Here is a 20862-nt window from a genome sequence, read left to right as displayed (position 1 = left end):
TATAGAGCCTAAAAAAAGAAACCTTCGGGTTTCCTTTTTTTTTATTCTCTCATACTCACCAACCTGTCACTTCAAATGTATAGGTCTGGTCATTATAAAAATACTGATAGGTATATACATCTCCCAAGGCATAAAAGAGATTATTGTTGTCACTGCCTGCTAAATTCACCATTTCTTGCAAGGCTTGCTGGTTTGCAAATTGCAGAAAAATCCTCTCTGCCCCCTGCTCTTTCTGCTGACGAACACTTTCTAAGATAGCTAGCTCATCAAAGCTTGGGAAATAGGCTCCCATTTGCATATAATAATTAAGGGAATTGTCTTGAGCAGATGGATAGGCCAAGGGCCTTGACTGAAAAGGGTATTCCTTGCCCCAGTAAACCAGTAAATCACTATCAGCCTTTCTACTTCTATTTAAAAATTCATCCGTAACACAGAGATAGTCATAAGAAATATCTGATTTTGCTTGACCACCCATGGCTTCTTCAAAGACAGGATCACCCCAGGTCGTGTCAATACCGTAGTACTGACCGTCAATCTGAACCAGGTTCCATGCATGACCGATTTGGTTTCCCTGCTCACTATTGGCCATTCCACTCACATAGATACAATCTATACCAGCTAATTTACATAAATACTGAAAGGTTCGGCTATAGCCTGCACAAACAGATTTCTGTTCAATAAGAACACTGGTAATGCCCTGTTCTTTCCAAGAAAGACTGTCATTGGACAGGGCCTCTAAATCATAATCAGTTTGTTTGATAATGGTTTCGTAGAAAAACTTGACCATCTCATAATCTGAACCCTTAGGAGCCTGTTCAATAATAGCTTGGGCAAGATTTTCAAGTTGCCAACTGACTTGCTCAACATCATCAGGATAGATAGGATTTGATAAGTCTGAAAAAACAATGCCGTCAACCATGGCATCCGTTAACCAATAGTATTCCGGGAAATCATTGGCAACAGAAAAATAGACACGAGTATAGGTTTCCTGATTGACCGAATCAATCTCAATCCTGCTTTCTCTTTTTCTCAAGCCATTAACAAATTGGAGATAGACACGCCGTTCCCTGTCTGTATCCAACTCTTGAAAATAAAAATTCCCCGCAACTTCTTCCCTTAGCGCAGACAATTCTGCCTCACGTTCTTTCTTCTCCTGAACAAATTCAAATTGCAGGTCTTTTAGTTTGTCTGCAACTTGGTCAGTTGAACAAGCAGTCAAAGTAATCACCGAAAGACTGAGGAGGCAAATAAGGGTTGATTTTCGGGTATAGAAATACTCTTTCATGGTTCACTCCTAACAAGAATTTGCTCTTGAACTAGGGAAAGAACAGAGTTCAGAGCACTTACAGATTAGTATATCATACTTGACAAAAAAGAGGAGTAGGGAAACCTGTTTAAAGGTTCCCCTACTCCTCCTAGTTTATCTCATTTGTTCAAGAGCTAATCTTGCTAGTATTATTTGGGAAGATGGACTTCAAAAATACTCCCTTTGGGTTGATTATCTTTGACAAGAATTTGACCATTGAGGGATTTGATAATCTGTTGAGCCAAAGAAAGTCCCAGACCAAAACCACCTTTTTGGCGTGTCCGTGCCTTATCAACCCTATAAAAGCGGTCAAATATTTTCTTCTTATCTGCATCTGAGATACCTAGACCATTATCAGCTACAGCGATGGAAACATGGCGCTCCTTCATAGTAGCCGTAATGTGAATATCACCATTCTCATCCGTGTATTTCATTGCATTATCAAATAATATCGTTAATAATTGCTTCAACAGAACCCTGTCCGTTCGGAAGGACTTTTGAATGAGATTGTTACACTTAAATTTCTTGCCATTTTCCTCAGCAATGATACGGTAGTTTTCAAACACTTCATCCAAGTAGGCAGGGCTCACCTCTACCATATCTAACTTAAATCCATCATCACGCCGAGCAAGATTGAGCAGATTGGTCGTCAGTAGGCGCATATTTCGTACTTCTTCCAGACTAGAACCAATACTCTCACTACTGTCCAAAATCGTTGCTTCTGGATGACGGAATAGACTTTCCAAACGATTTTGCAATACTGCTAGTGGTGTACGCAATTCGTGGCTAGCATTCTCAACAAAATCCTTTTGCTTTTGATAGCTAATTAAAATTGGTTTCATGCTGAGATTAGCCAAGTAAATACTAGCGACAATCGAAATCAACCAAGCTGAAATCATAACTACAGCTACAGTCGATTCATAAGTTCCAATAGAAGACTTTATCTGGCTGACATTGACCAAAATCGTTGCGCAGGTAATATCATAGTTAGAATAATAGCCCAAATCCTCTGCGGATAATTCAACCGTGATATAGCGGTAATGTTCCTCAGAACCAAATGGAGTTTCAACCGTCAACTCCTTGATTTCCCCCAACTTTTTTTTATCGACTTTCAAATCGGATAAACCTGTAAAATTATCCGGGTTCAAAAGCGCACCACTCTTGCTATAGAGCAAAACATGGGTATTGGTGCCTAACCTCATTGGCTGATCACCTTTCTTATCCTTTGGTGGTGGAGCCTCCGATGAAGCAGTAGTTGAGGAGGAAGTTGTTGCAGAAGGTTGCTCACTTTCATCATGGATAATAAATTCAGAATCAGGCTCATAGGTCCGCGCAATTGCAAAACCTATCATCATAGAGGGTTCATCCTTAATCCAACTCAATGTATCATCCGTCGTCTGATACATAGTGGAACGCATGAGCTGAAAGATGATAGCTGTCATCAAGCCAAATATCAGGGTAAATACAGCAAAATAGCGAATGAAGAAGGAAAAACTTTCCGTATTGACAATCTTTTTATATCTCTTAAACATTCTTTAGAATGTAGCCGACACTGCGAAGGGTTTGCAGATTTTCCCCGAAGGCCGTTCCTTTCAATTTTTTACGAACTTTTGACACATAAACTTCCACTACTGAAATGGTCGTATCGCTGTCAAATCCCCACAAGCGATCGAAAATCTGTGTCTTAGGTAGGATAACATTTTGATTTTGTAGGAAATAGACCAATAGTTCAAACTCTTTGCCCAATAGTTCAACCTCTTTACCATCTACCTTTGTGGAATTAGTCGCAAGATCAACTGTCACATCACCGTAGGTCAATTGATTGTCGTTGAATTTACCTGAACGTTTAAGGAGGGCTTGAATACGCATTTTCAACTCTTCCAAATAGAAAGGCTTGGTCAAATAATCGTCCGCACCCAATTCAAATCCATGACCTTTATCTTCAAGACTTTCCTTGGCTGTTGTAATCAGGACAGGGGTTGTCACTCCTTTTTCACGCAATTCTTTCAAGACTTGGAAGCCATCCTTCTCAGGCAACATCAAGTCCAAGAGAATAAGGTCATACACACCTGACTCAGCCTCATAAATTCCTTCTTCTCCATCGAAAACTTGCATAACATCTGCAAAATCATCTAGGAAGTCAAAAACTGAATTGGATAGGCTTAAATCGTCTTCTACTAACAAAATCTTTATCATACTTTTCACCTTTTTCTACTACGTAAAATCGTTCAAGGAACTATGGAAGAACTTGAACTTTGATTTTCTGTCACTTTTATCGAGTTCACTCTGTATGACCAACAAAGCTGGGTCAATTATACCATTTTTTTCTTATTTTTCCTATTGGTTTGAAGTGCTAGAACTACCTGAAATTTGGGATTTTATTTCTTGATTCTTCTCTTTTAAAGCATTTACCTCATCTGAGGAAGTATTTGATTGTGTTGTACCACTTGTAGCATCCGGAGGGGTTGTCCCTTGACCAGGGGGCATGCCTTGACTATTTCCATTCTGTCCTGGAGGCAGGCCTTGGGTATTGCCATTTTGGCCAGGTGGCATACCACGCATCTTACCGTTTCGACCCGATGGCATTCCTTGGGTTGTTTCGCCTGCTGCATCTGGTGGAGTCATACCTTGACTATTCCCATTCTGTCCTGGAGGTAGGCCTTGAGTGTTTCCATTTTGACCAGGGGGCATGCCTTGCATACCACCATTAGAGGCGGGCGGCATTTGATTACCTGCGATTGAATTAGCTTGTCCGTTCGTTGCTCCATTCTGAGCTAATGCAGCTTGGCTTTGTGTCGATACAGCTGTTGAAGATTTTGAAATGCTCATACCACCAGCAAAACCTACAGTGGCCGCAGTTATAGCAACCGCTGCCAAAACTGTTTTAGACTGTGACTTTAATTGATTGATTATTGACATAAAATTCCTCTTTTCAATAAAATTTTATCATAACGAGTCTTTACTCACCTGATGACAAGAACAGTATAGAATGAAAAACTTAAACCAATCTAAAGAATCATTGCATTTTCCTTAAAGCAAACTAAAAGAAGTCCTCTCGGACTTCTCAGAATGAAGACAAACATCTCGCTTGATGTTTGTCTTTTTCTGTTTATTGGTCTGATAGTCCGTCTTTTTGCCAGAATAGTGGCTATTTGGACAAAATAAAAAGGCTTCCCTGCCCTCATTTTTACCAATTTCTTGAGATTTAAACACGCCAAAGTCAGTCCAACCTTATCCTCCATTTTGGACTTGCCTTTCTCTCTTGTGTAACGAAGATTGTGGTACTCTTTGGCTGTCCCAAAGAGGCGTTCAATGGTTTCTTTCCGCTTCTGGTAGAGCTCCTTCATACCTTTCCTGTGCCGAATCTCTTCACAGCTTTCTAAAGCCTCTTTCCAAATGTGTCGAGTTACCACTTTCTGCTTGTTCTTGCTTTCTGTACAAATTGATAGAAGTGGACAAGTAGCACAGATAGCTGAGTCACTCTTATATTCCCGATAACCTTCTCTGGTTGTAGTGCGATAGGTTAAGACCTGATTCTCAGGACAGATATAACAGTCATAGTATTCATCATAGACAAAATCCTTCGAGCGTAGTTTCCCTTTCTTTCCTTTCGGTCGTGTATACGGAAAGACTGGAGTAATCTCTTGTTCTAGGAGGAAGCGAGCGATACTTGGGGTCTTATAGCCAGAATCGGCAACGAGAAAGCTAGGCTGAAAGGGTTGGAGTTTAGCGAAGAGTACAGGAAAGGCCTGGCTGTCATGGACATTGCCAGCCTCCACGCTATAAGCCAGAGCCCAACCATGCTTGTCACAAGCAACCTGAGCTGTATAAGCAAATACTTCCTTATGGTCCCCTTTATGAAACCAGCCACTTTCAGGGTCAGTTGTAGAAATTTTCTTAGCGATGGGTCCCTCCTCTTTTGCGGGCCCTAGCGGCTTTTTTGCATGCTTTTCTCTATCCCTGTTAATTTCAATCTCTAGCTGGTCACTCATAAACTTGGCTTGCTTTTCAATTTCACGATTGATGAATTTACGATTATTCGCCGCAGCCTTGATATGGGTACCGTCAATGAAAATTTCTGTTGGATCTATGAAGCCTGCATTGACGCAGAGACCTAAGATATGGGTGAAAATGCCTTCAATAACTTGTCTATCTTGAAAACGACGGACATAGTTCTTTCCGTAGGTAGTGAAATGAGGCACCTTATCATCCAGTCGAAGACCAAGAAACCAACGGTAGGCAGTATTGACTTCGATTTCCTTAATGGTTTGACGCATGGAACGAATGCCGAAGAGACACTGAAGGATTGGAATTTTAATGAGCAGAATAGGGTCAAGACTAGGACGCCCTGTATCATCGCTATAGCTATCTGCGACTAAGTCATAGATAAAGGAGAAGTCAATAGCTTCCTCTATTTGACGAAGGAGATGATCTTGAGGAACAAGGTCATCTAAACTGTAGAAACCAAATTGACCGCGATTGTAGTCTGGATTTTCTTTGTGTAACATAGCGATTCTCCCTCTGCTTATTAGCTAGTATTCCTATCTCTATTATACTACTTTACATATGAAAAAGCCGTTAGAAATATAATTCTAACGACTTTGTCTTCATTCTGAGAAGTCCTCTCGGACTTCTATCTTACAATTCAGTGATGTCGCCTGTTCGTAGGTAAACAACCCACTCACAGATATTTTTAGCATAGTCACCAACACGTTCCAAGTAAGTCAACACTTGGAAATAGTCACGACCAGCAACCAAAGAATCTGGATTTTTCTTGATTTCCTCAGTTGTCAATTCTTGGATAGATGAGTAAAAACCATTGACCATTTCGTCACGTGCCGCTACTTCATAAGCACGCTCCATGTCCGCATCACCAAGGTAAAGTTCCAAGGTTTGCTCTACTAGTTGACGAACCTCGCGACCCATTTTCTTGATTTCTTCTTCAACAACAGGAATGCGAACTTCCCCCTTCATACGAATCGCAGCCTTGGCAACTGAAACAGCATGGTCACCCATACGCTCCAAGTCACTAGTAGCCTTCAAAACAGTGATAACACGACGAAGGTCTGTTGAAACAGGTTGTTGAAGGGCAATGATTTCAAGTGATTTTTTCTCTAGTTTCACTTCAAAAGCATTGATTTTCTTATCCGCTTCAATCACTTCTTTTGCTAACTCACGATCATGAGTGGTGAAAGCACGAACGGCATTGTTAATTTGTGCCAATACTTCGTTACCCATGGCATAAAATTGATTATGGAGTTTGCCTAATTCTTCTTCAAACTGAGCTCTTAACATACGAACCTCTTTTCTATTTCTTACGGCCTAGCCGAATTTACCTGTGATGTAGTCCTCTGTTTCTTTACGTTTCGGACTGAGGAACATTTCTTTGGTCAAGTCATACTCGATCAAATCTCCGTCCAAGAAGAAACCAGTTCTATCTGAAATACGTGACGCTTGTTGCATCGAACGCGTTACCAAGACCATGGTATATTTGTCCTTCAAACCATAAAGCGTATCTTCAATCTTACCAGCTGAAATTGGGTCCAAGGCTGATGTTGGCTCATCCAGCAAGATAATCTTTGGACTGGTTGCCAATACACGAGCTACACAGACACGCTGTTGCTGACCACCTGACAAACCAACGGCTGAATCATGCAAGCGATCCTTGACCTCGTTCCAAATAGATGCACCAATCAAAGAACGTTCTACTGCTTCATCCAGAATTTGCTTATCCTTAATACCGTTGATACGAAGACCATAAACAACATTCTCATAGATGGACATAGGGAATGGGTTCGGTTGTTGGAAAACCATGCCGATTTCCTTGCGAAGGTCTACTGTATCTGTACGAGGACTGTAAATATTTTTCCCATTGTAATCAATAGCACCAGTCAAGGTCACTTCTGGATTCAAGTCGCCCATGCGGTTAATGGCACGCAAAAGCGTTGACTTACCAGAACCTGACGGACCAATCAAGGCTGTAATTTCATTTGGATAGAAATCAATTGAAACGTTATTCAAGGCCTTTTTCTTATTATAGTAAACAGACAAATCTTTTACTTGTAAAATAGGTGATGTCATTGTTTCCCTTTCTATCCAAAGTGTCCTGAAACGTAGTCGTTAGTTGACTTGAGTTTTGCATTTTGGAAGATATTCGCTGTCTTGTCGTACTCAATCAAGTCGCCAAGATAGAAGAAAGCTGTGTAATCACTTGCACGGGCTGCCTGTTGCATGTTGTGCGTTACGATGATTATGGTGTAGTCTTTCTTCAACTCAAACATGGTTTCTTCTAATTGCATGGTTGCTATTGGGTCCAAGGCTGAAGCAGGTTCATCCATAAGCAAGATTTGTGGTTTCACAGAAATCGCACGTGCGATACACAAACGTTGCTGTTGTCCACCCGACAAGGTAAAGGCTGACTTATGCAAGTCGTCTTTTACCTGATCCCAGAGGGCTGCTTGTTTAAGAGAAGTTTCAACGATCTCATCCAAAACTTTTTTATCTTTCACACCCGCACGCTCATGGGCAAAGGTGATGTTGCGATAAATTGATTTTGCAAATGGGTTTGGACGTTGAAATACCATGCCGATATGCTTACGAATTTCGTAAACGTTCATGTCTGGTCTGTTGATATCAATACCTTCATAAAGGATTTGGCCTGTTACCTTAGCAATGTCAATCGTATCATTCATACGGTTTAGACTGCGAAGATAGGTTGATTTACCACAACCTGATGGACCAATCAAGGCTGTAATTTTATTTTTTTCGAACTGCATATCAATGCCCTTGATGGCTTCATTTTTACCATAGTAAACATGAACATCTTTTGTCGAAAGGGCAATATTTTCATCTGGGAAAGTAATGATATGGCGTTCATTCCAGTTATAATCTGCCATTTTTTCTCCTTATAAGTCAGACTTCTAAGCTGCTGAAGTCATTTTCGCATGAAGTTTCTTACCGATATAACGAGCTGAAAGGTTGAAAATCAAGATGAATACCAAGAGGATGGCTGCTGAACCAGCTGACACTTGAGTTGCATCTGGGATAGTCCCTTCGCTGTTTACCTTCCAAATGTGAACTGCAAGGGTTTCAGATTGACGGAAGATAGAAATCGGACTCGTAACACTCAATGGATTCCAGTTTGACCAGTCAAGGGCTGGTGCTGATTGACCTGCTGTATAGATGAGGGCAGCTGCTTCACCAAAGATACGACCAGATGCCAAGACGATACCAGTAACAATACCAGGCAGTGCTTCTGGAATAACAACGTGAAGTACTGTTTCCCAACGTGATAAACCAAGGGCCAAACCAGCTTCACGTTGCGTATGGTGAACGTGACGAAGACTATCCTCAACGTTACGGGTCATCTGTGGCAGGTTAAATACTGTAAGAGCCAAAGCTCCTGACAAGATGGAGAAACCATACTCAAACTGCACTACGAAAATCAAGTAACCAAACAAACCTACAACCACTGATGGGAGAGATGACAAAATCTCAATACAGGTACGGATGAAGTTTGTCAAAGGACCTTTCTTTGCATATTCTGCCAAGTAAATGCCTGCACCTGTTGACAAGGGAACAGAAATCAAGAGCGTCACAACCAATAGGAAGAATGAGTTGTAGAGCTGAATTCCGATACCACCACCAGCTTTATATGAAGATGATTTGCTGGTCAAGAAATGCCAGTCAACATGTGGCAAACCACGGAGCAAGATATAGAGAATAAGTGATGTCAAAATAACAACAATCACCGTAGCGATGGAGTAAAGAATACCAGTCGCCAATTTATCGAATTTTTTAGCGTGCATAGTTTTTCTTACCCTCTCTCGTAATAAATTTCATAATCATGTTAAAGATAAGGCTCATCAAGAGCAAGACAAGGGCCAAGGACCAAAGAACATTGTTTTGAACTGTTCCCATAACCGTATTACCAATACCCATAGTCAATACAGAAGTCAAGGTCGCTGCAGGCGTTGTGAGAGAAGTTGGGATAACCGCTGAGTTACCAACTACCATCTGAATCGCCAAGGCTTCACCGAAGGCACGCGCCATTCCGAAGATTACGGCCGTGAAAATACCTGGTTTAGCGGCATTCAAGATAACGCGCCAAATTGTCTGCCAACGAGTTGCACCCATTGCCAAACTTGCTTCACGGTAGTGACGAGGCACCGCACGCAAACTATCGACCGTCATAAAGGTTACTGTTGGTAAAATCATGACAAAGAGGACAAATACCCCTGACAAGATACCAAAACCAGTACCACCGAAGATTGAGCGTACAAAAGGCACAACCACTTGCAAACCAATGAAACCATATACTACTGACGGAATTCCGACTAGAAGCTCGATAACAGGTTGCAAGATCTTAGCACCACGCTTAGGTGAAATTTCTGTCATGAAAACTGCTGCACCGATAGCAATTGGTGTTGCTACGATAGCTGACAAAATCGTAACGATGAAAGAACCTGAAATCATCGGAAGAGCACCAAATATTTTCGAGCTTGGTTCCCACTTGCTCCCAAACAAGAAATCAGTGATGCTTACACCATCCACAAAGAAAGTCGATAAACCACGTTGCGCAACGAAAATCAAAATCATGGCAACGATAAAGACAATCAGCGATAGGCAAAGGAAGGTAATAACCTTACCAAACTTCTCCAAGCGAGAGTTCTTAGACGGAGAAGATAATTCTTTAGCTAGTTGTTCGTTTTTCATGCTTACTCCTTCTCTGTCACCGTGCCATCAGCACTCTTTTCAACCTTCATATCATTGATAGAGATATAGCCCATGCTTTCAACGATACCATCTTGAACTTCATCTGACATCATGTAGTCCAAAAATTCCTCTGTCAATTCAGTTGGCTCCCCCTTAGTATACATATGCTCGTAAGACCAGATTGGCCAAGCGTTGGTTGCTACGTTTTCAGTTGTTGGAGCAAAGCCGTTCAACTTAATTGTCTTAACTGAATCATCTACATAAGCAAACGACAAGTAAGAAATCGCACCCGGTGTTTGAGCTACAATAGACTTAACCATCCCGTTTGAGTCCTGTTCTTGACTTTGAGCAGCTGCTTGTCCATCCATGATGACTGTATCAAAGGTTGCACGAGAACCAGAACTTGCTGCACGGTTGATGATGGAAATTTCCAAATCCTTGCCACCAAGCTCCTTCCAGTTGGTAATCTCACCAGTGAAAATCTTACGGAGATCTTCTGTGGTAATATCGTCAACTGTTACCTTTTCATTGACAATAACAGCTAGACCTGCTACGGCAACCTGATGGTCGACCAATTTGCTAGCATCGATACCGTCCTTCTCTTCCGCAAATACGTCTGAATTTCCAATCTGAACCGCCCCAGACTGAACCTGTGACAAGCCAGTACCTGATCCACCACCTTGAACGTTAACAGATTTTCCGATATTGACACTACCGAATTCATCTGCTGCGGCTTCAACTAGAGGTTGAAGGGCTGTAGAACCGACTGCAGTAATAGACTCTCCACGGTCAATCCATGAGGAACAACCAGCAAGAGCTACACTACTCAAAAGAAACAAAGCTGCAATTCCAAGCTTCTGCTTTTTTTTCATTTCGTTATTTCCTTTACATTTTTCAGTGGAATCTCCTTTTGATTTCCTTGTATTTTACAAGGAATTTACAAGTTATTTCCACTCATCCACTATATCATATAAAAAGACAAGTTGCAAAAAAAATCTGCTTATTTTCAACTAAAATCTCAAGCCCTTAGGAAAGGCATTTTTAAGGGTTCCTGAAACAATTTTCGCAAATCCTAGACCGTTTCCTTGAACTGCAACCTGATACCAACCATTAGGTAGATCTTTAGAAACTGCAACAGTTTGTCCAGAAACATAGGCTGGAAAATCATCTAAGCTGATGTCAACTCTATGCTTGACTTCTGAACTATGCAGCGCCAGACCCAAGGCGAAACTGGGTTCAAAGCGTTTCTTCTTGAAAGTGCCCAAATGAAGTCCATTCCGTGCAATCTTAACTTTAGACAAATCTGGCAATCCATCAGGCAAGAGATAAAGATTATCTCCAAAAACCTGTAACAAACCGGACAATTGAACAGTTAAATGTTTCTGCTCAAATTCTTTCCAGAGAGCTTGTTGTTCTCTATTTAAGTTTGATTTTCCTGGCTTCATTTTTTTCTGCTTGGCTTCACCTCTATATCTAAACTTGGCTACAAACTGCCCCTCTCCTGCAAAATGATGGGGGTACATGCGAGCCGTTTGAGGGTAGCCAATACCTTCTGTCATGCCATTGATTTTGGGAATATCAAGCAACTCTAGCTCATAATTCTCCAATAGCCAAGCGACAATTTCTTCATTTTCCTCTGGTGACCAAGTACAGGTCGAGTATATTAACTGACCTTCTGGAGCCAGCATTTCTAAAGCGGATTCTAAAATTTCTCGCTGTAGGCTAGCACACTGGGCTGGATAGTCTTTTGACCAATATTGAATGGCCGCTGGATCCTTTCTGAACATCCCTTCCCCGGAACAAGGAGCATCTAAAACAATCATGTCAAAATAGGCTGGAAAGACCTTGGTCAAGCGGTCGGCAGACTCATTGGTCACGACTACATTTCTTGCTCCAAAGCGTTCAATGTTTTCAGCTAGAATTTTTGCCCGTTTGCTTGAAATTTCATTACTCACTAGCAGTCCGGTATTGTCCAGATAAGAAAGCAGGTGGGTTGATTTTCCACCCGGTGCAGCAGCCAGATCCAAGACCTTCATTCCCTTTTCAGGACTAGCAACCTGTCCTACTACTTGGGCAGCTGGTTCTTGTGAATAGACCAAACCAGTCACGTGTTCAGGCGATTTCCCTGAAACTTTACCATAGTAAGACCAAGGCATATCTGGAATTGGTTGGTCAAAAGTGACTTGATGTTCCTTCAAGGGATTTGTCCGAAAACCTGAAATAGCTGGCTCATCAAAACTCTCAAAAAATGCTTGGGCTTCTGGACCAAGCAAATCACTATATTTATCAATAAAATCCTGTGGTAATTGCATTAGAATAAATACCTCTTCACTTCTTCTAAGTGCTGATTGGCAACGAGGACAACATGTTCTCTCTTATCAAATGAAGGCACTTCTGCTTCCAAGCTCAGTAAACTAAATCCCAAACCTTGTCCAAGAATACTTGCTGCAGCATAATCCCATGGATACAAATAGGAAGCGTAGGCAAATAACCTTCCTTCTAAAACATGGGAAAATCCAATACCTGCACTGCCAACTGACCGTGTGCCTAAAGTCTGATTTGCTAGGTCAGCCAAGCCATGTTGATTAGCTGCGTAGAGTTGAGCATTCAAGCCCATCAGACTTTGCTGGAGGGGAGCAAATGTCTGTTGCTTTAACGGCTCCTCATTGCAACATACTAGAAAGTTTCCACCTCCGTGAAACAACTTGTCCTGTATCACATCATAAATCAGACCAAACTGTCCAACTCCGTTTTCAAAATAGGCGACCATAATGGCAAAATCATTTTTCTGTGCAATAAAATTGCTAGTTCCATCAATCGGATCGATGACCCATACATTTCCCTGTGAAATAGAACTGACGTCGCCACCTTCTTCACCAAAAATGAAGTCTTTGGGATAATTTGTTTTAAGTTTCTTAGTAAGGTAATCTTGAACTTCCTTGTCCAAGTGGGTCACCAAATCTCTGGCACTAGCCTTTTCTTCAATTTCCAATTGATCATCTAAATGCTGACGTAAGAAATCCCCTGCAGCCAAAACAAGCGATTGGGCTAAGCGATACTTAGTTTCCAAGACGGACAACCCCTTTCCCTTTCTCCTTAGCAGCCTTGATAACTTGATAAGTGGAATAGCCAGATACTTCTTCAAATTCTCGATCAATCTGGCGCTCCTGCCCCTTACTCTTTACAACATCCTTAAATTCTTTATAGCTGGTAAGGATAGCACTTGCATCCGCACCTTTTTCATAGGCTGCCTCCACCTGATTTAAAAAAGAAAGCACGGAGGAAATCTCCTCTGTGCTCCACGAAAAATCAAGTGGATATGAATAATTTTTGTTCATATCTTCTAAATCTATCTTTCTTATCCGATTTCTGCCCTCAATGTAGCATTTTTTAGTTCTTGCTTGCGGTATTTGCGTGGTAAGAATGCACGAATTTCATCTTCATTGAAACCGATTTGCATCCGTTTCTCGTCCAAAATAATGGGACGGCGCAAAAGACTTGGGTAAAGTTCAATCAGCTCAATCAACTGTTTAATGGACAACTCATCTACATCAATATTCAGCTTTTGAAAAACCTTGGAACGAGTAGAAATCAAATCATCTGTTCCATTTTCAGTCAAAGCCAATATTTTTTTCAGTTCATCCGCCGTCAAAGGGCTGGTCATGATATTGTGTTCAACAAAAGGGACTTCGTGACTGGTCAACCAAGCACGCGCCTTACGGCAACTGGTACAACTCGGTGATAAAAATAACGTAATCATCCACTAATCCCCCCTTCTACATTATCCTACAAGTCTATTATAATGCATTTTAGCTCAGTTTTCAATAGGAATTTTAGTCTAATTCTCTTAATTTTTCTAAAGCTTCTATTTTAGCTTCTAATCGCTTGATTATCTCTGTTTGTTCATCCATTTTTGAAAGCAATAAATCCAACTTGGTTTCTTTTTCTGTTTCAGAGAAAAAGCGGGTAATGGTCGAAGTCACCATACCAAAGGTACTAATTCCGACCAACATCAAAAGGATGGCAATTACTTTTGAAATGGTATCTTGGGGAACAATATCCCCATAACCCACGGTTGTCATGGTAACAATAGACCACCAAACTGCGTCAAAAAAGGATTTGCCTTCAATGGCTGATAACAGGACGCTAGCAGTCAAAACGGCTGAAAGGTTTAACATCAAGACCTTGGACAAACTGTTAGTATGTAAGAGCCTATTAACCGTATTCCAAAAACGATTGGAAAGGGCAAAAATGCGAGCCACCTTGACCAACCTAAATAGCCGAGCCAAACGCCCCAAACGAAGAAAACTAAAGACGGAATCGAAAGGAATAATCGCAATCAATTCTAAAATATGGGTTTGAATGTAGTCTATACTATCATCTGCATAATAGAGGTTGACAAAGTAGTCACAGACGAAGATAAACCAAAGTAGCCAGTCTAAGGCGTTATAGCCAGCCGAACTTGCAATACTGGCATCTATCAGCTCAAGAATAATCAAAAAAACATAAACGATAGCTAGATAGGTCATCCCTTTTTCATATCGGGGATCTTGAATTATTCTTTTAATCATTTTCCCCCCATTGCAGAGCGAATACTTCATCCAACTTCATCTGTTCCATTAGGCTATCAATGCCATCAAATTTGACCATGTCGCGAATTTTTTCGAGCCAGAAAATAGTGATTTTTTCACCGTAAATAAAGCGGTCAAATCCAAAAATATGGGCCTCAATCCGCATGTCTGTTCCGTCAAAAGTGACATTTTTTCCAACGCTTGTCATGGCACGATAGCGTCTGCCATCCACTTCAACATCGGCTACATAGACCCCTTCTGATGGCAAATGTACTCGGTCAAATGGAGCCAGATTTGCTGTAGGATAGCCGATTGTGCGGCCTCTGGCATCCCCATGCACCACAATTCCTTCCGTCATAAAAGTATAGCCTAACAGACGATTGGCTAATGCAACATTTCCTACTTGAATGGCTTGTCTGATACGGGTAGACGATACCTTTTCTCCATCTAGACAGACTTCTTCTACGATTTCAACCTGCCCATCAAATAGACTGGTCAAATCCTGGACATCTGCTCTGCAATTGCCGAAATGATAATCAAAACCAGCCACCAAGACCTGGGCATTAAGACCTCTTATGTAGCGGTCCAAAAACTGCTGGGGGGTGTTACTGGCAAATTCACTGGTAAATTTGGTCAAAACCAGCTGATCCACACCGTATGTTTCTAGGAGGCGATAGCGTTCCTCTTGACTGGTCAAATGAAGCAAGAGCTCTGGAGCGAAACGAGCAAAGGCTAGGCGAGGGGACTCTGGAAAGGTCAGTACGGTCACCGACAAACCCTTTTCATCCGCCACCTTCCTAGCTCGGTCCAGGAGTGCCTTGTGCCCCATATGAATGCCATCAAAATAACCTAGAACCAAAACAGTCGGCTCTTCCTGATAGAGTTCTTGATAATTTTTAATCGTTCTAATCTTCATAGTGTTTATTTTATCACAACTAGGCTAAAACTTCTTCAAGAAAAACCTTCCGAGGCTTATAGACTTGGTCACGTTTTTCTAGGATAGCCACCAGTTTCTCCTTATGAAAACCTGCCAACAAATTCGCCTGACTATCTAAGCTTATAAAACGACCAAATCTGGCATCAATAACTTGTTCAATCGTCAAATCAACAATCGGCAAGTCACCAATTCCTTGTTCAATGGGACGAAGGAAGGAATAGTCAGCTTGAGCCACCTTGTCAGCGATTTCGTCAATTGTCAGGGCATCTGATAAATGCATACCAGCCGATCTTGTCCGCTCCAGCTTGGACATATGGCTAGCGTAGCCTAGTTTAGCTCCCAAGTCAACAGACAGGGTACGGACATAGGTTCCCTTGCCACAGCGAACTCGGAAGGTGAATCGTGCACAGTCATCTGCTAACTCAATCGGGCTGGTTCGTTCAAAACTGTAAATGTCGATTTGGCGTTGAGGACGTTCGACTTCTTCACCCGCCCGTGCGTATTCGTAGAGTTTGCGGCCCTTGACCTTAACGGCTGAGTACATGGGTGGAATTTGGGTGATGGTCCCTACAAAGCTAGCCATGGCTTCATCAACTGCCTGCTCTGCTATTTCCCGAACAGGTGTCCGCTCGACGATATCGCCCGAAGCATCTTCTGTCGTGGTCGAGTAGCCAAGAGTAATCTCCCCCTCGTAAATCTTGCCCTCTTCCTGCATATACTCAATCATGCGCGTAGCCTTGCCGACTGCGATAGGCAGAACGCCTGTCACATCTGGATCCAAGGTCCCACCGTGGCCAATCTTCTTCTCCTGCAAAATCTTGCGGAGCTTAAATACAACATCGTGCGAGGTCATCCCCGCCTCTTTTTTTACATTAATAATTCCTGAAATCATGTTCTCATTATAACATAAAGGACCGCTCTTGTGGGCGGTCCGATACGATTTAGATATCCCGATGAAAATCGCTATCAATCTCAAAAAATGGTTGAATATCCTGAACATACTCCAAAACGCCTTGAAACTCTCCTTGGTCATCACGCACCGCCTTATAGACCACATAGACAAACTTGCCCATGCTCTCGGACTTGAACCACATGGTGACCTGGTCTTTTTGTCCTGTGCGGAGCAAGGCAAAAATCTTCTTGACCTTATCCACTATTTTGGGAGGATGGCAGAGCTCCACATGGCGTCCAATCTGGCTTGGCGTTCGTTTGAAAATCATGTCTTCGACAGGGTGGCTGTCATTGTAATATTGGAAAATGTCATCCTTGTTGACAAAGGTTAATTCCAGTGGTAAATGATTGAGGATAAGATTAGCTTGCTCAACAGATAAATAACCGTTGCCGAAGGTCTGCGGACTGGTTCTGTCCTGAACAGTTTCTGACTTTTCCTTGGGTGTGAAGGTAATGGTAAACTGGCCTTCTGGCGTGTCGATAATCTGCTGATTTGGTCCTGCTGGCTGCGGAGAAACAGCATTTACTTCCTGCTCTGCTATTTCCCCAAAAACCTCCCGATGAGGTACCCACTTGGCTGTCGGCTTGACAATGGCGTAGCCGTAGGCGTCGCTGTCCGCTGCCACTTGGAGCCAGTCGTCCTGGGTGAAAATCTCCAGCAAAATCATGAGAAGGATGGCCTCTTCCTTGAACATCATCTCTTCAAATTCCTTGGCAAAGGTTTCAAAATGGGCTTTTGTTGCTGCTATGTCACCTGTTGCAAGGGTTTTGCGAGCCGTTTCGAAGAGATCGCGAATCTCATCGTCCACACCCCACATGACCTTGGGCGGTGCATCGTGTCCGTACCGCTCCATGATCGGAAAGAAGACCTTTTCCTTTCGGGTATAGTGGTTTTCAAACTGTCCCAAGAGGTCAAACTGGCGTGTCAAGCCTTGCAGGAGCTGGTCTTTCAGCTCCGCATCTTCTGTCTGCTCATACTGGTCGATGATACGGCGGATGCGTAAGAGAGCTGCCCGCAGTGCCAGGTTTTCCTGCTTGAAGACATAGACAGGGTGCCCTTCCTGATCCATATCCGCCACTTCCACATCTGCAATGGCTCCTTTGAAGAGGTTGGCGTGGATATTGCAAAGGTTCATGACGTCTTCAAAAGTGATGCCCGTATCGCTAGATATAAGTTCATGCTCCATCATGGAAATTTCCAAGGCAGAAACTCCCGTGAAATGCTGATTAAACTGGTCCTGAACAGACTCTGGGCTGGCACCATTGTGCAGGTCCAAGAGAATATTCTTCAAAATGTCAATCCGTTGGTCTGTCATGCTTCTCCTCCTATTACCTCATAGCCGTTGCATTCCAAGACCTGTTGAATGCGGTCTAACGGAATCTTGGTCATCTTGGAGCCTGTCTTAAGACTGGTCACCTTACCAACAGTGTTGAGCATAGCTGGATTAGCCAAGGGCTTGAAACCAAGCTCAACCAGTATATCCTTGACTTCTGGGTGCTGGTGGATAATCTCTGCAACAGGCAGATTTAGATCGATTGTGTTCATTAATTTTCTCCCTTCAACGCCTCAAACTTCGCCTTCATCGTAGGGTTATTGCGGGTTAGTTTTTTGACAGAAACATCTTCCAGCTTGTTATTAGCCAGTCGTAGCTGGTTTTCGCTGGTAGTCAGGGCTGCCTTGACCGCCTCCATTCGCTTGATTGCCTTGTCAATCTCATCAATAGCCTTTTGGAAATTGGTGCTGGCTGACTGGTAATTCTTGGCAAAGGCTGTTTTGAAGGTCGCCAAATCTTCTTCAAAATGGGTAATATCGATATGCTGTTCTCTGACCAAGGCCAACTCCTGCTTGTACTTCAAACTGTTGAGCGCAGCATTTCGCAAAAGCCCTATCAACTGAATAAAGAACTGGGGACGCACCACGTACATCTTCTCGTACTTGTGGCTGACATCTACGATACCCGTGTTGTAGTAGTCGTTGTCCGCCTCCAACATGGTCACCAAGACCGCATACTCGCAGTCCTTCTCCCGACGGTCCTTATCCAGTTCCTTGAAAAAGTCCTCGTTCTTGTGTTTCTTGACCGTATCGTCCGCCTCGTTCTTCATCTCAAACATAATGGAGATGATTTCCACCCCATTCTCGTCCAGCTCCCGATAAATGTAATCGCCCTTGGAACCACGCGCCGACACCTGATTATCCTTCTCAAAGTAGGCATTAGGAAAAGCCAACTGCCGCACTTTATTGAATTCCGCCTCGGCATAGAGCTCCAAACTCTCGCCGATCGCCTTGGTCGATTGCTGGGCCTTGAAATTCTTGTAAAATTCCACCTGCTCATCCGCTGCCTTGAGCCGCACCTCGTACTCCTGACGGGTGGTCGCCAGCGCCAATTCCTGCTTCTGCTCCTGCATAGCCAAAGCATTCTGAGCCGCGTCACGCTCCTTCTCCACCTGAGCCACCGCCTGCTGCAACTCCAACTCCTTGGCTAGCTCGATTTGCCCCAACTGAGCCTTGAGCTCTTGGATTTCTTGGTCTTTTTTGGACATAGCAGAGCTAATTTCAAGTTCCGACTGACTAACCAGCGTATCTAGTTTTGCTGTCAACTCGATAATTTCTTGGTCTTTTTTGGAAATAGCAGAGCTGATTTCAAATTCTGTCTGACTAGCTAGCTTGTCCAAGCGTGCAGTCAGATCAAGAATTTCCTTGTCCTTGTCGCCCAGTTTGGCCTGTAAGTCATTTTCAGCTCTCTGGGACAATAATTCCCGTTCCCGCTCCAAACGGTCGTGGATTTCCTTTTCAAACTCCGCACCACGCACCTGGGCCAAAAGTTGACTGTATTCTGTTTCATTGACCGTAAAAACGGTAGCGCAATGAGGGCAAGTAATATTGTGCATAATTTTTCCTTTCATCTTTCATCAATCAAGCAACAACAGTTGAAACTATTTCCTCTTTCTGCGAACAAGATAGGAAATCAGTTCATATGTGGCATATACAAAGCCAAGTATCCACAAAAAGTAAAAGAAGCGAGGGATATTCCGTGGATCGATAAAAAATAAGCGATAAAAAACGTAGATAGTCAAAGCTAGTATCCACCGCCAGCCCCAAGTCATTTTTCTCTTTATGAACCACTCCAACCAATCCTCACCTGAATTGTAACGTGTTTCATAATATTCTTCTCGTATTTGAGCCCACCATCTCTTCATTTGATGCACCTCATTTTCTACAACTTCAATTCCTTTTCTAAGAAAGCCAACCATTTTTCCTGTAATGGTTGACCTGCAGGCAGGTCCTGACCTTCTAAGAGGTTTTTGATACATTCATTCTGCACCAACCAACCTGTCATATCTTTTTGAGCATCCGCATACTCGTTACCAAAATCGACTGGGATTTCTTCCTCAAAGACAATCAAGGTTCCTTGCTCCTGCTGGCTCAAACTGAAAGAAACCGTGGCAGTATCCCAAGTGTAAGCAATTTTTTCCTGTGGTTGATAGGCCAATAAATCCATCGCTTCACGGAAGTTTTCCATTTCAAATACCAACTTGTCACCTTCGACCCTCAACTGAGGAAACCAGCGAGCAAAGCCACTATCCGTCGCCAACAAATCCCATGCCTCCGCCAAATTAGCTGGAACAGTGTAGCAAATGTTGAGCAGATATTTCTCTGCCTCTTTTTTAACAGCAATCTTCATACGAAACTCCTATTCTATCCTTCTATTATACCAAAAAACACCGGTCTATATCCGATGTTCTCTATGTGTTTATAACTTTTTAACCATGACCAAGCAAGGATTCCATTCATCCCAGAGGGTCGGAAATACCTCTAACTTGACAAAACCGCAGGATTTATAAAAAGCAATGGTCTGGTCGTATTCCTTATAATGCCCTTCATCCACTGTCTTGACTTGCAAGTAGGCATAGTCCTTCCGAGCCTCTTCCTCCAAGGCTTGCATGAGCAAACGTCCAATTCCCTGGCGATGATAGGCTTTCTTGATGCCCATACAATGAACATCTCCGCAAGCCTCCGAAGAATTAGTCAGGGTCACAAAACCAACAGCTTCATCAGCATCATAGGCAGCCCACAGCGGCAAGGCAGAACCATCTTGAATGTAAGCTCTGGTACTCTCAGGCAAACCAAACCATTCTGGCAAGTCCGCTAACACCTCCTCGATAATCCTTGCCTTGTCAGCGACAGTTGATACAGTTACAATCTTCATTTTTACTCCTTTTGGGAGATTAGTTTCTGATAACCTCCCCTTGATTCATTTTTTCTACAGCAATTCTATTTTTTAATACTTTCATCTCAATCGCCCCCTTTCTATTTTGTTCTATTATATAGCATTTCTTTTAGTATTTCAATCCGTCCTCTCCCGATTTGTGCTATACTAGAT

The 20862-nt window shown here is 42.6% G+C and carries 23 protein-coding genes; all 23 read right to left on the bottom strand.

What is annotated here, in order from left to right:
• Window positions 1–55: 55 nt before the first annotated feature.
• The 23 genes from PW252_RS05000 to PW252_RS04890 all read right to left on the bottom strand — a co-directional run bounded on the left by PW252_RS05000 (window position 56) and on the right by PW252_RS04890 (window position 20688).
• Window positions 56–1285 (bottom strand): transglutaminase domain-containing protein, encoded by a 1230-nt coding sequence (locus tag PW252_RS05000; RefSeq protein WP_248051512.1) that lies wholly within the window; start codon window positions 1283–1285, stop codon window positions 56–58.
• 170 nt (window positions 1286–1455) lie between these two features.
• Complete coding sequence (locus PW252_RS04995) at window positions 1456–2838, bottom strand: sensor histidine kinase (protein ID WP_248051514.1); 1383 nt, start codon at window positions 2836–2838, stop codon at window positions 1456–1458.
• Window positions 2831–3502 carry a response regulator transcription factor gene (locus PW252_RS04990; protein ID WP_105117942.1) on the bottom strand — a complete coding sequence of 224 codons (672 nt, stop codon included), beginning with the start codon at window positions 3500–3502 and terminating at the stop codon, window positions 2831–2833. The genes PW252_RS04995 and PW252_RS04990 overlap by 8 nt, the downstream gene beginning before the upstream one ends.
• 141 nt (window positions 3503–3643) lie before the next feature.
• On the bottom strand, window positions 3644–4225 hold the full coding sequence (locus PW252_RS04985; protein WP_248043473.1) for a hypothetical protein: 582 nt from the start codon (window positions 4223–4225) through the stop codon (window positions 3644–3646).
• Between the two features lie 89 nt (window positions 4226–4314).
• Window positions 4315–5814 (bottom strand): IS1182 family transposase, encoded by a 1500-nt coding sequence (locus tag PW252_RS04980; RefSeq protein WP_459559304.1) that lies wholly within the window; start codon window positions 5812–5814, stop codon window positions 4315–4317.
• A gap of 130 nt (window positions 5815–5944) precedes the next feature.
• On the bottom strand, window positions 5945–6601 hold the full coding sequence (phoU, locus tag PW252_RS04975; RefSeq protein WP_172091491.1) for a phosphate signaling complex protein PhoU: 657 nt from the start codon (window positions 6599–6601) through the stop codon (window positions 5945–5947).
• Between the two features lie 27 nt (window positions 6602–6628).
• Window positions 6629–7387 (bottom strand): phosphate ABC transporter ATP-binding protein PstB, encoded by a 759-nt coding sequence (pstB, locus tag PW252_RS04970; RefSeq protein WP_105125424.1) that lies wholly within the window; start codon window positions 7385–7387, stop codon window positions 6629–6631.
• Between the two features lie 11 nt (window positions 7388–7398).
• Entirely contained in the window at window positions 7399–8202 is an 804-nt protein-coding gene (gene pstB / locus PW252_RS04965; protein WP_044760700.1) for a phosphate ABC transporter ATP-binding protein PstB, read from the bottom strand.
• 24 nt (window positions 8203–8226) lie between these two features.
• On the bottom strand, window positions 8227–9114 hold the full coding sequence (pstA, locus tag PW252_RS04960) for a phosphate ABC transporter permease PstA (protein WP_044758719.1): 888 nt from the start codon (window positions 9112–9114) through the stop codon (window positions 8227–8229).
• Complete coding sequence (pstC, locus tag PW252_RS04955) at window positions 9104–10021, bottom strand: phosphate ABC transporter permease subunit PstC (RefSeq protein WP_029176378.1); 918 nt, start codon at window positions 10019–10021, stop codon at window positions 9104–9106. The genes pstA and pstC overlap by 11 nt, the downstream gene beginning before the upstream one ends.
• Window positions 10022–10023: 2 nt before the next feature.
• Window positions 10024–10893 carry a phosphate ABC transporter substrate-binding protein PstS gene (locus tag PW252_RS04950; protein WP_248049786.1) on the bottom strand — a complete coding sequence of 290 codons (870 nt, stop codon included), beginning with the start codon at window positions 10891–10893 and terminating at the stop codon, window positions 10024–10026.
• 138 nt (window positions 10894–11031) lie between these two features.
• On the bottom strand, window positions 11032–12333 hold the full coding sequence (locus PW252_RS04945) for an RsmF rRNA methyltransferase first C-terminal domain-containing protein (protein ID WP_248049784.1): 1302 nt from the start codon (window positions 12331–12333) through the stop codon (window positions 11032–11034).
• Window positions 12333–13091 (bottom strand): inositol monophosphatase family protein, encoded by a 759-nt coding sequence (locus PW252_RS04940; protein ID WP_248049782.1) that lies wholly within the window; start codon window positions 13089–13091, stop codon window positions 12333–12335. Before PW252_RS04940 ends, PW252_RS04945 begins: the two co-directional genes overlap by 1 nt.
• Window positions 13081–13359 (bottom strand): UPF0223 family protein, encoded by a 279-nt coding sequence (locus PW252_RS04935; RefSeq protein ID WP_105117949.1) that lies wholly within the window; start codon window positions 13357–13359, stop codon window positions 13081–13083. The genes PW252_RS04940 and PW252_RS04935 overlap by 11 nt, the downstream gene beginning before the upstream one ends.
• Window positions 13360–13379: 20 nt before the next feature.
• Entirely contained in the window at window positions 13380–13781 is a 402-nt protein-coding gene (locus tag PW252_RS04930) for a Spx/MgsR family RNA polymerase-binding regulatory protein (protein WP_105117950.1), read from the bottom strand.
• A 73-nt stretch (window positions 13782–13854) separates the two neighbouring features.
• The gene (locus tag PW252_RS04925) at window positions 13855–14592 is read right to left on the bottom strand and encodes a potassium channel family protein (RefSeq protein WP_172028889.1); all 738 of its coding nucleotides are present in this window, start codon (window positions 14590–14592) and stop codon (window positions 13855–13857) included.
• On the bottom strand, window positions 14585–15508 hold the full coding sequence (locus PW252_RS04920; RefSeq protein ID WP_248049780.1) for a bifunctional riboflavin kinase/FAD synthetase: 924 nt from the start codon (window positions 15506–15508) through the stop codon (window positions 14585–14587). The genes PW252_RS04925 and PW252_RS04920 overlap by 8 nt, the downstream gene beginning before the upstream one ends.
• Window positions 15509–15527: 19 nt before the next feature.
• Window positions 15528–16418, bottom strand: coding sequence for a tRNA pseudouridine(55) synthase TruB (gene truB, locus PW252_RS04915; RefSeq protein ID WP_248049798.1), 891 nt, complete (start codon window positions 16416–16418; stop codon window positions 15528–15530).
• Between the two features lie 52 nt (window positions 16419–16470).
• Complete coding sequence (locus PW252_RS04910) at window positions 16471–17796, bottom strand: DUF438 domain-containing protein (protein ID WP_248049778.1); 1326 nt, start codon at window positions 17794–17796, stop codon at window positions 16471–16473.
• On the bottom strand, window positions 17793–18026 hold the full coding sequence (locus PW252_RS04905; protein WP_029997990.1) for a DUF1858 domain-containing protein: 234 nt from the start codon (window positions 18024–18026) through the stop codon (window positions 17793–17795). Before PW252_RS04905 ends, PW252_RS04910 begins: the two co-directional genes overlap by 4 nt.
• Complete coding sequence (locus PW252_RS04900; RefSeq protein WP_248049777.1) at window positions 18026–19369, bottom strand: DUF2130 domain-containing protein; 1344 nt, start codon at window positions 19367–19369, stop codon at window positions 18026–18028. Before PW252_RS04900 ends, PW252_RS04905 begins: the two co-directional genes overlap by 1 nt.
• Window positions 19370–19695: 326 nt before the next feature.
• The gene (locus tag PW252_RS04895) at window positions 19696–20163 is read right to left on the bottom strand and encodes an SRPBCC domain-containing protein (RefSeq protein WP_248049776.1); all 468 of its coding nucleotides are present in this window, start codon (window positions 20161–20163) and stop codon (window positions 19696–19698) included.
• A 69-nt stretch (window positions 20164–20232) separates the two neighbouring features.
• On the bottom strand, window positions 20233–20688 hold the full coding sequence (locus PW252_RS04890; protein ID WP_248049775.1) for a GNAT family N-acetyltransferase: 456 nt from the start codon (window positions 20686–20688) through the stop codon (window positions 20233–20235).
• Between the last annotated feature and the right edge of the window lie 174 nt (window positions 20689–20862).

The organism is Streptococcus sp. 29887, assembly GCF_032595075.1.
In the GTDB taxonomy this organism is placed as follows: domain Bacteria; phylum Bacillota; class Bacilli; order Lactobacillales; family Streptococcaceae; genus Streptococcus; species Streptococcus iners.
This window is presented reverse-complemented; position numbering and strand designations above follow the sequence as displayed.

What these genes read in the sequence shown, in the direction of transcription:
- PW252_RS04990 (WP_105117942.1), bottom strand. Translation starts at nt 3,502, where the DNA reads ATGATAAAGATTTTGTTAGTAGAAGACGATTTAAGCCTATCCAATTCA.
- PW252_RS04930 (WP_105117950.1), bottom strand. Translation starts at nt 13,781, where the DNA reads ATGATTACGTTATTTTTATCACCGAGTTGTACCAGTTGCCGTAAGGCG.
- PW252_RS04895 (WP_248049776.1), bottom strand. Translation starts at nt 20,163, where the DNA reads ATGAAGATTGCTGTTAAAAAAGAGGCAGAGAAATATCTGCTCAACATT.
- PW252_RS04985 (WP_248043473.1), bottom strand. Translation starts at nt 4,225, where the DNA reads ATGTCAATAATCAATCAATTAAAGTCACAGTCTAAAACAGTTTTGGCA.
- PW252_RS04995 (WP_248051514.1), bottom strand. Translation starts at nt 2,838, where the DNA reads ATGTTTAAGAGATATAAAAAGATTGTCAATACGGAAAGTTTTTCCTTC.
- pstC (WP_029176378.1), bottom strand. Translation starts at nt 10,021, where the DNA reads ATGAAAAACGAACAACTAGCTAAAGAATTATCTTCTCCGTCTAAGAAC.
- PW252_RS04925 (WP_172028889.1), bottom strand. Translation starts at nt 14,592, where the DNA reads ATGATTAAAAGAATAATTCAAGATCCCCGATATGAAAAAGGGATGACC.
- PW252_RS04980 (WP_459559304.1), bottom strand. Translation starts at nt 5,814, where the DNA reads ATGTTACACAAAGAAAATCCAGACTACAATCGCGGTCAATTTGGTTTC.
- PW252_RS04920 (WP_248049780.1), bottom strand. Translation starts at nt 15,508, where the DNA reads ATGAAGATTAGAACGATTAAAAATTATCAAGAACTCTATCAGGAAGAG.
- pstB (WP_044760700.1), bottom strand. Translation starts at nt 8,202, where the DNA reads ATGGCAGATTATAACTGGAATGAACGCCATATCATTACTTTCCCAGAT.
- PW252_RS04910 (WP_248049778.1), bottom strand. Translation starts at nt 17,796, where the DNA reads ATGACAGACCAACGGATTGACATTTTGAAGAATATTCTCTTGGACCTG.
- pstB (WP_105125424.1), bottom strand. Translation starts at nt 7,387, where the DNA reads ATGACATCACCTATTTTACAAGTAAAAGATTTGTCTGTTTACTATAAT.
- PW252_RS04890 (WP_248049775.1), bottom strand. Translation starts at nt 20,688, where the DNA reads ATGAAGATTGTAACTGTATCAACTGTCGCTGACAAGGCAAGGATTATC.
- PW252_RS04935 (WP_105117949.1), bottom strand. Translation starts at nt 13,359, where the DNA reads ATGAACAAAAATTATTCATATCCACTTGATTTTTCGTGGAGCACAGAG.
- PW252_RS04905 (WP_029997990.1), bottom strand. Translation starts at nt 18,026, where the DNA reads ATGAACACAATCGATCTAAATCTGCCTGTTGCAGAGATTATCCACCAG.
- PW252_RS04900 (WP_248049777.1), bottom strand. Translation starts at nt 19,369, where the DNA reads ATGCACAATATTACTTGCCCTCATTGCGCTACCGTTTTTACGGTCAAT.
- phoU (WP_172091491.1), bottom strand. Translation starts at nt 6,601, where the DNA reads ATGTTAAGAGCTCAGTTTGAAGAAGAATTAGGCAAACTCCATAATCAA.
- PW252_RS04950 (WP_248049786.1), bottom strand. Translation starts at nt 10,893, where the DNA reads ATGAAAAAAAAGCAGAAGCTTGGAATTGCAGCTTTGTTTCTTTTGAGT.
- PW252_RS04945 (WP_248049784.1), bottom strand. Translation starts at nt 12,333, where the DNA reads ATGCAATTACCACAGGATTTTATTGATAAATATAGTGATTTGCTTGGT.
- PW252_RS05000 (WP_248051512.1), bottom strand. Translation starts at nt 1,285, where the DNA reads ATGAAAGAGTATTTCTATACCCGAAAATCAACCCTTATTTGCCTCCTC.
- pstA (WP_044758719.1), bottom strand. Translation starts at nt 9,114, where the DNA reads ATGCACGCTAAAAAATTCGATAAATTGGCGACTGGTATTCTTTACTCC.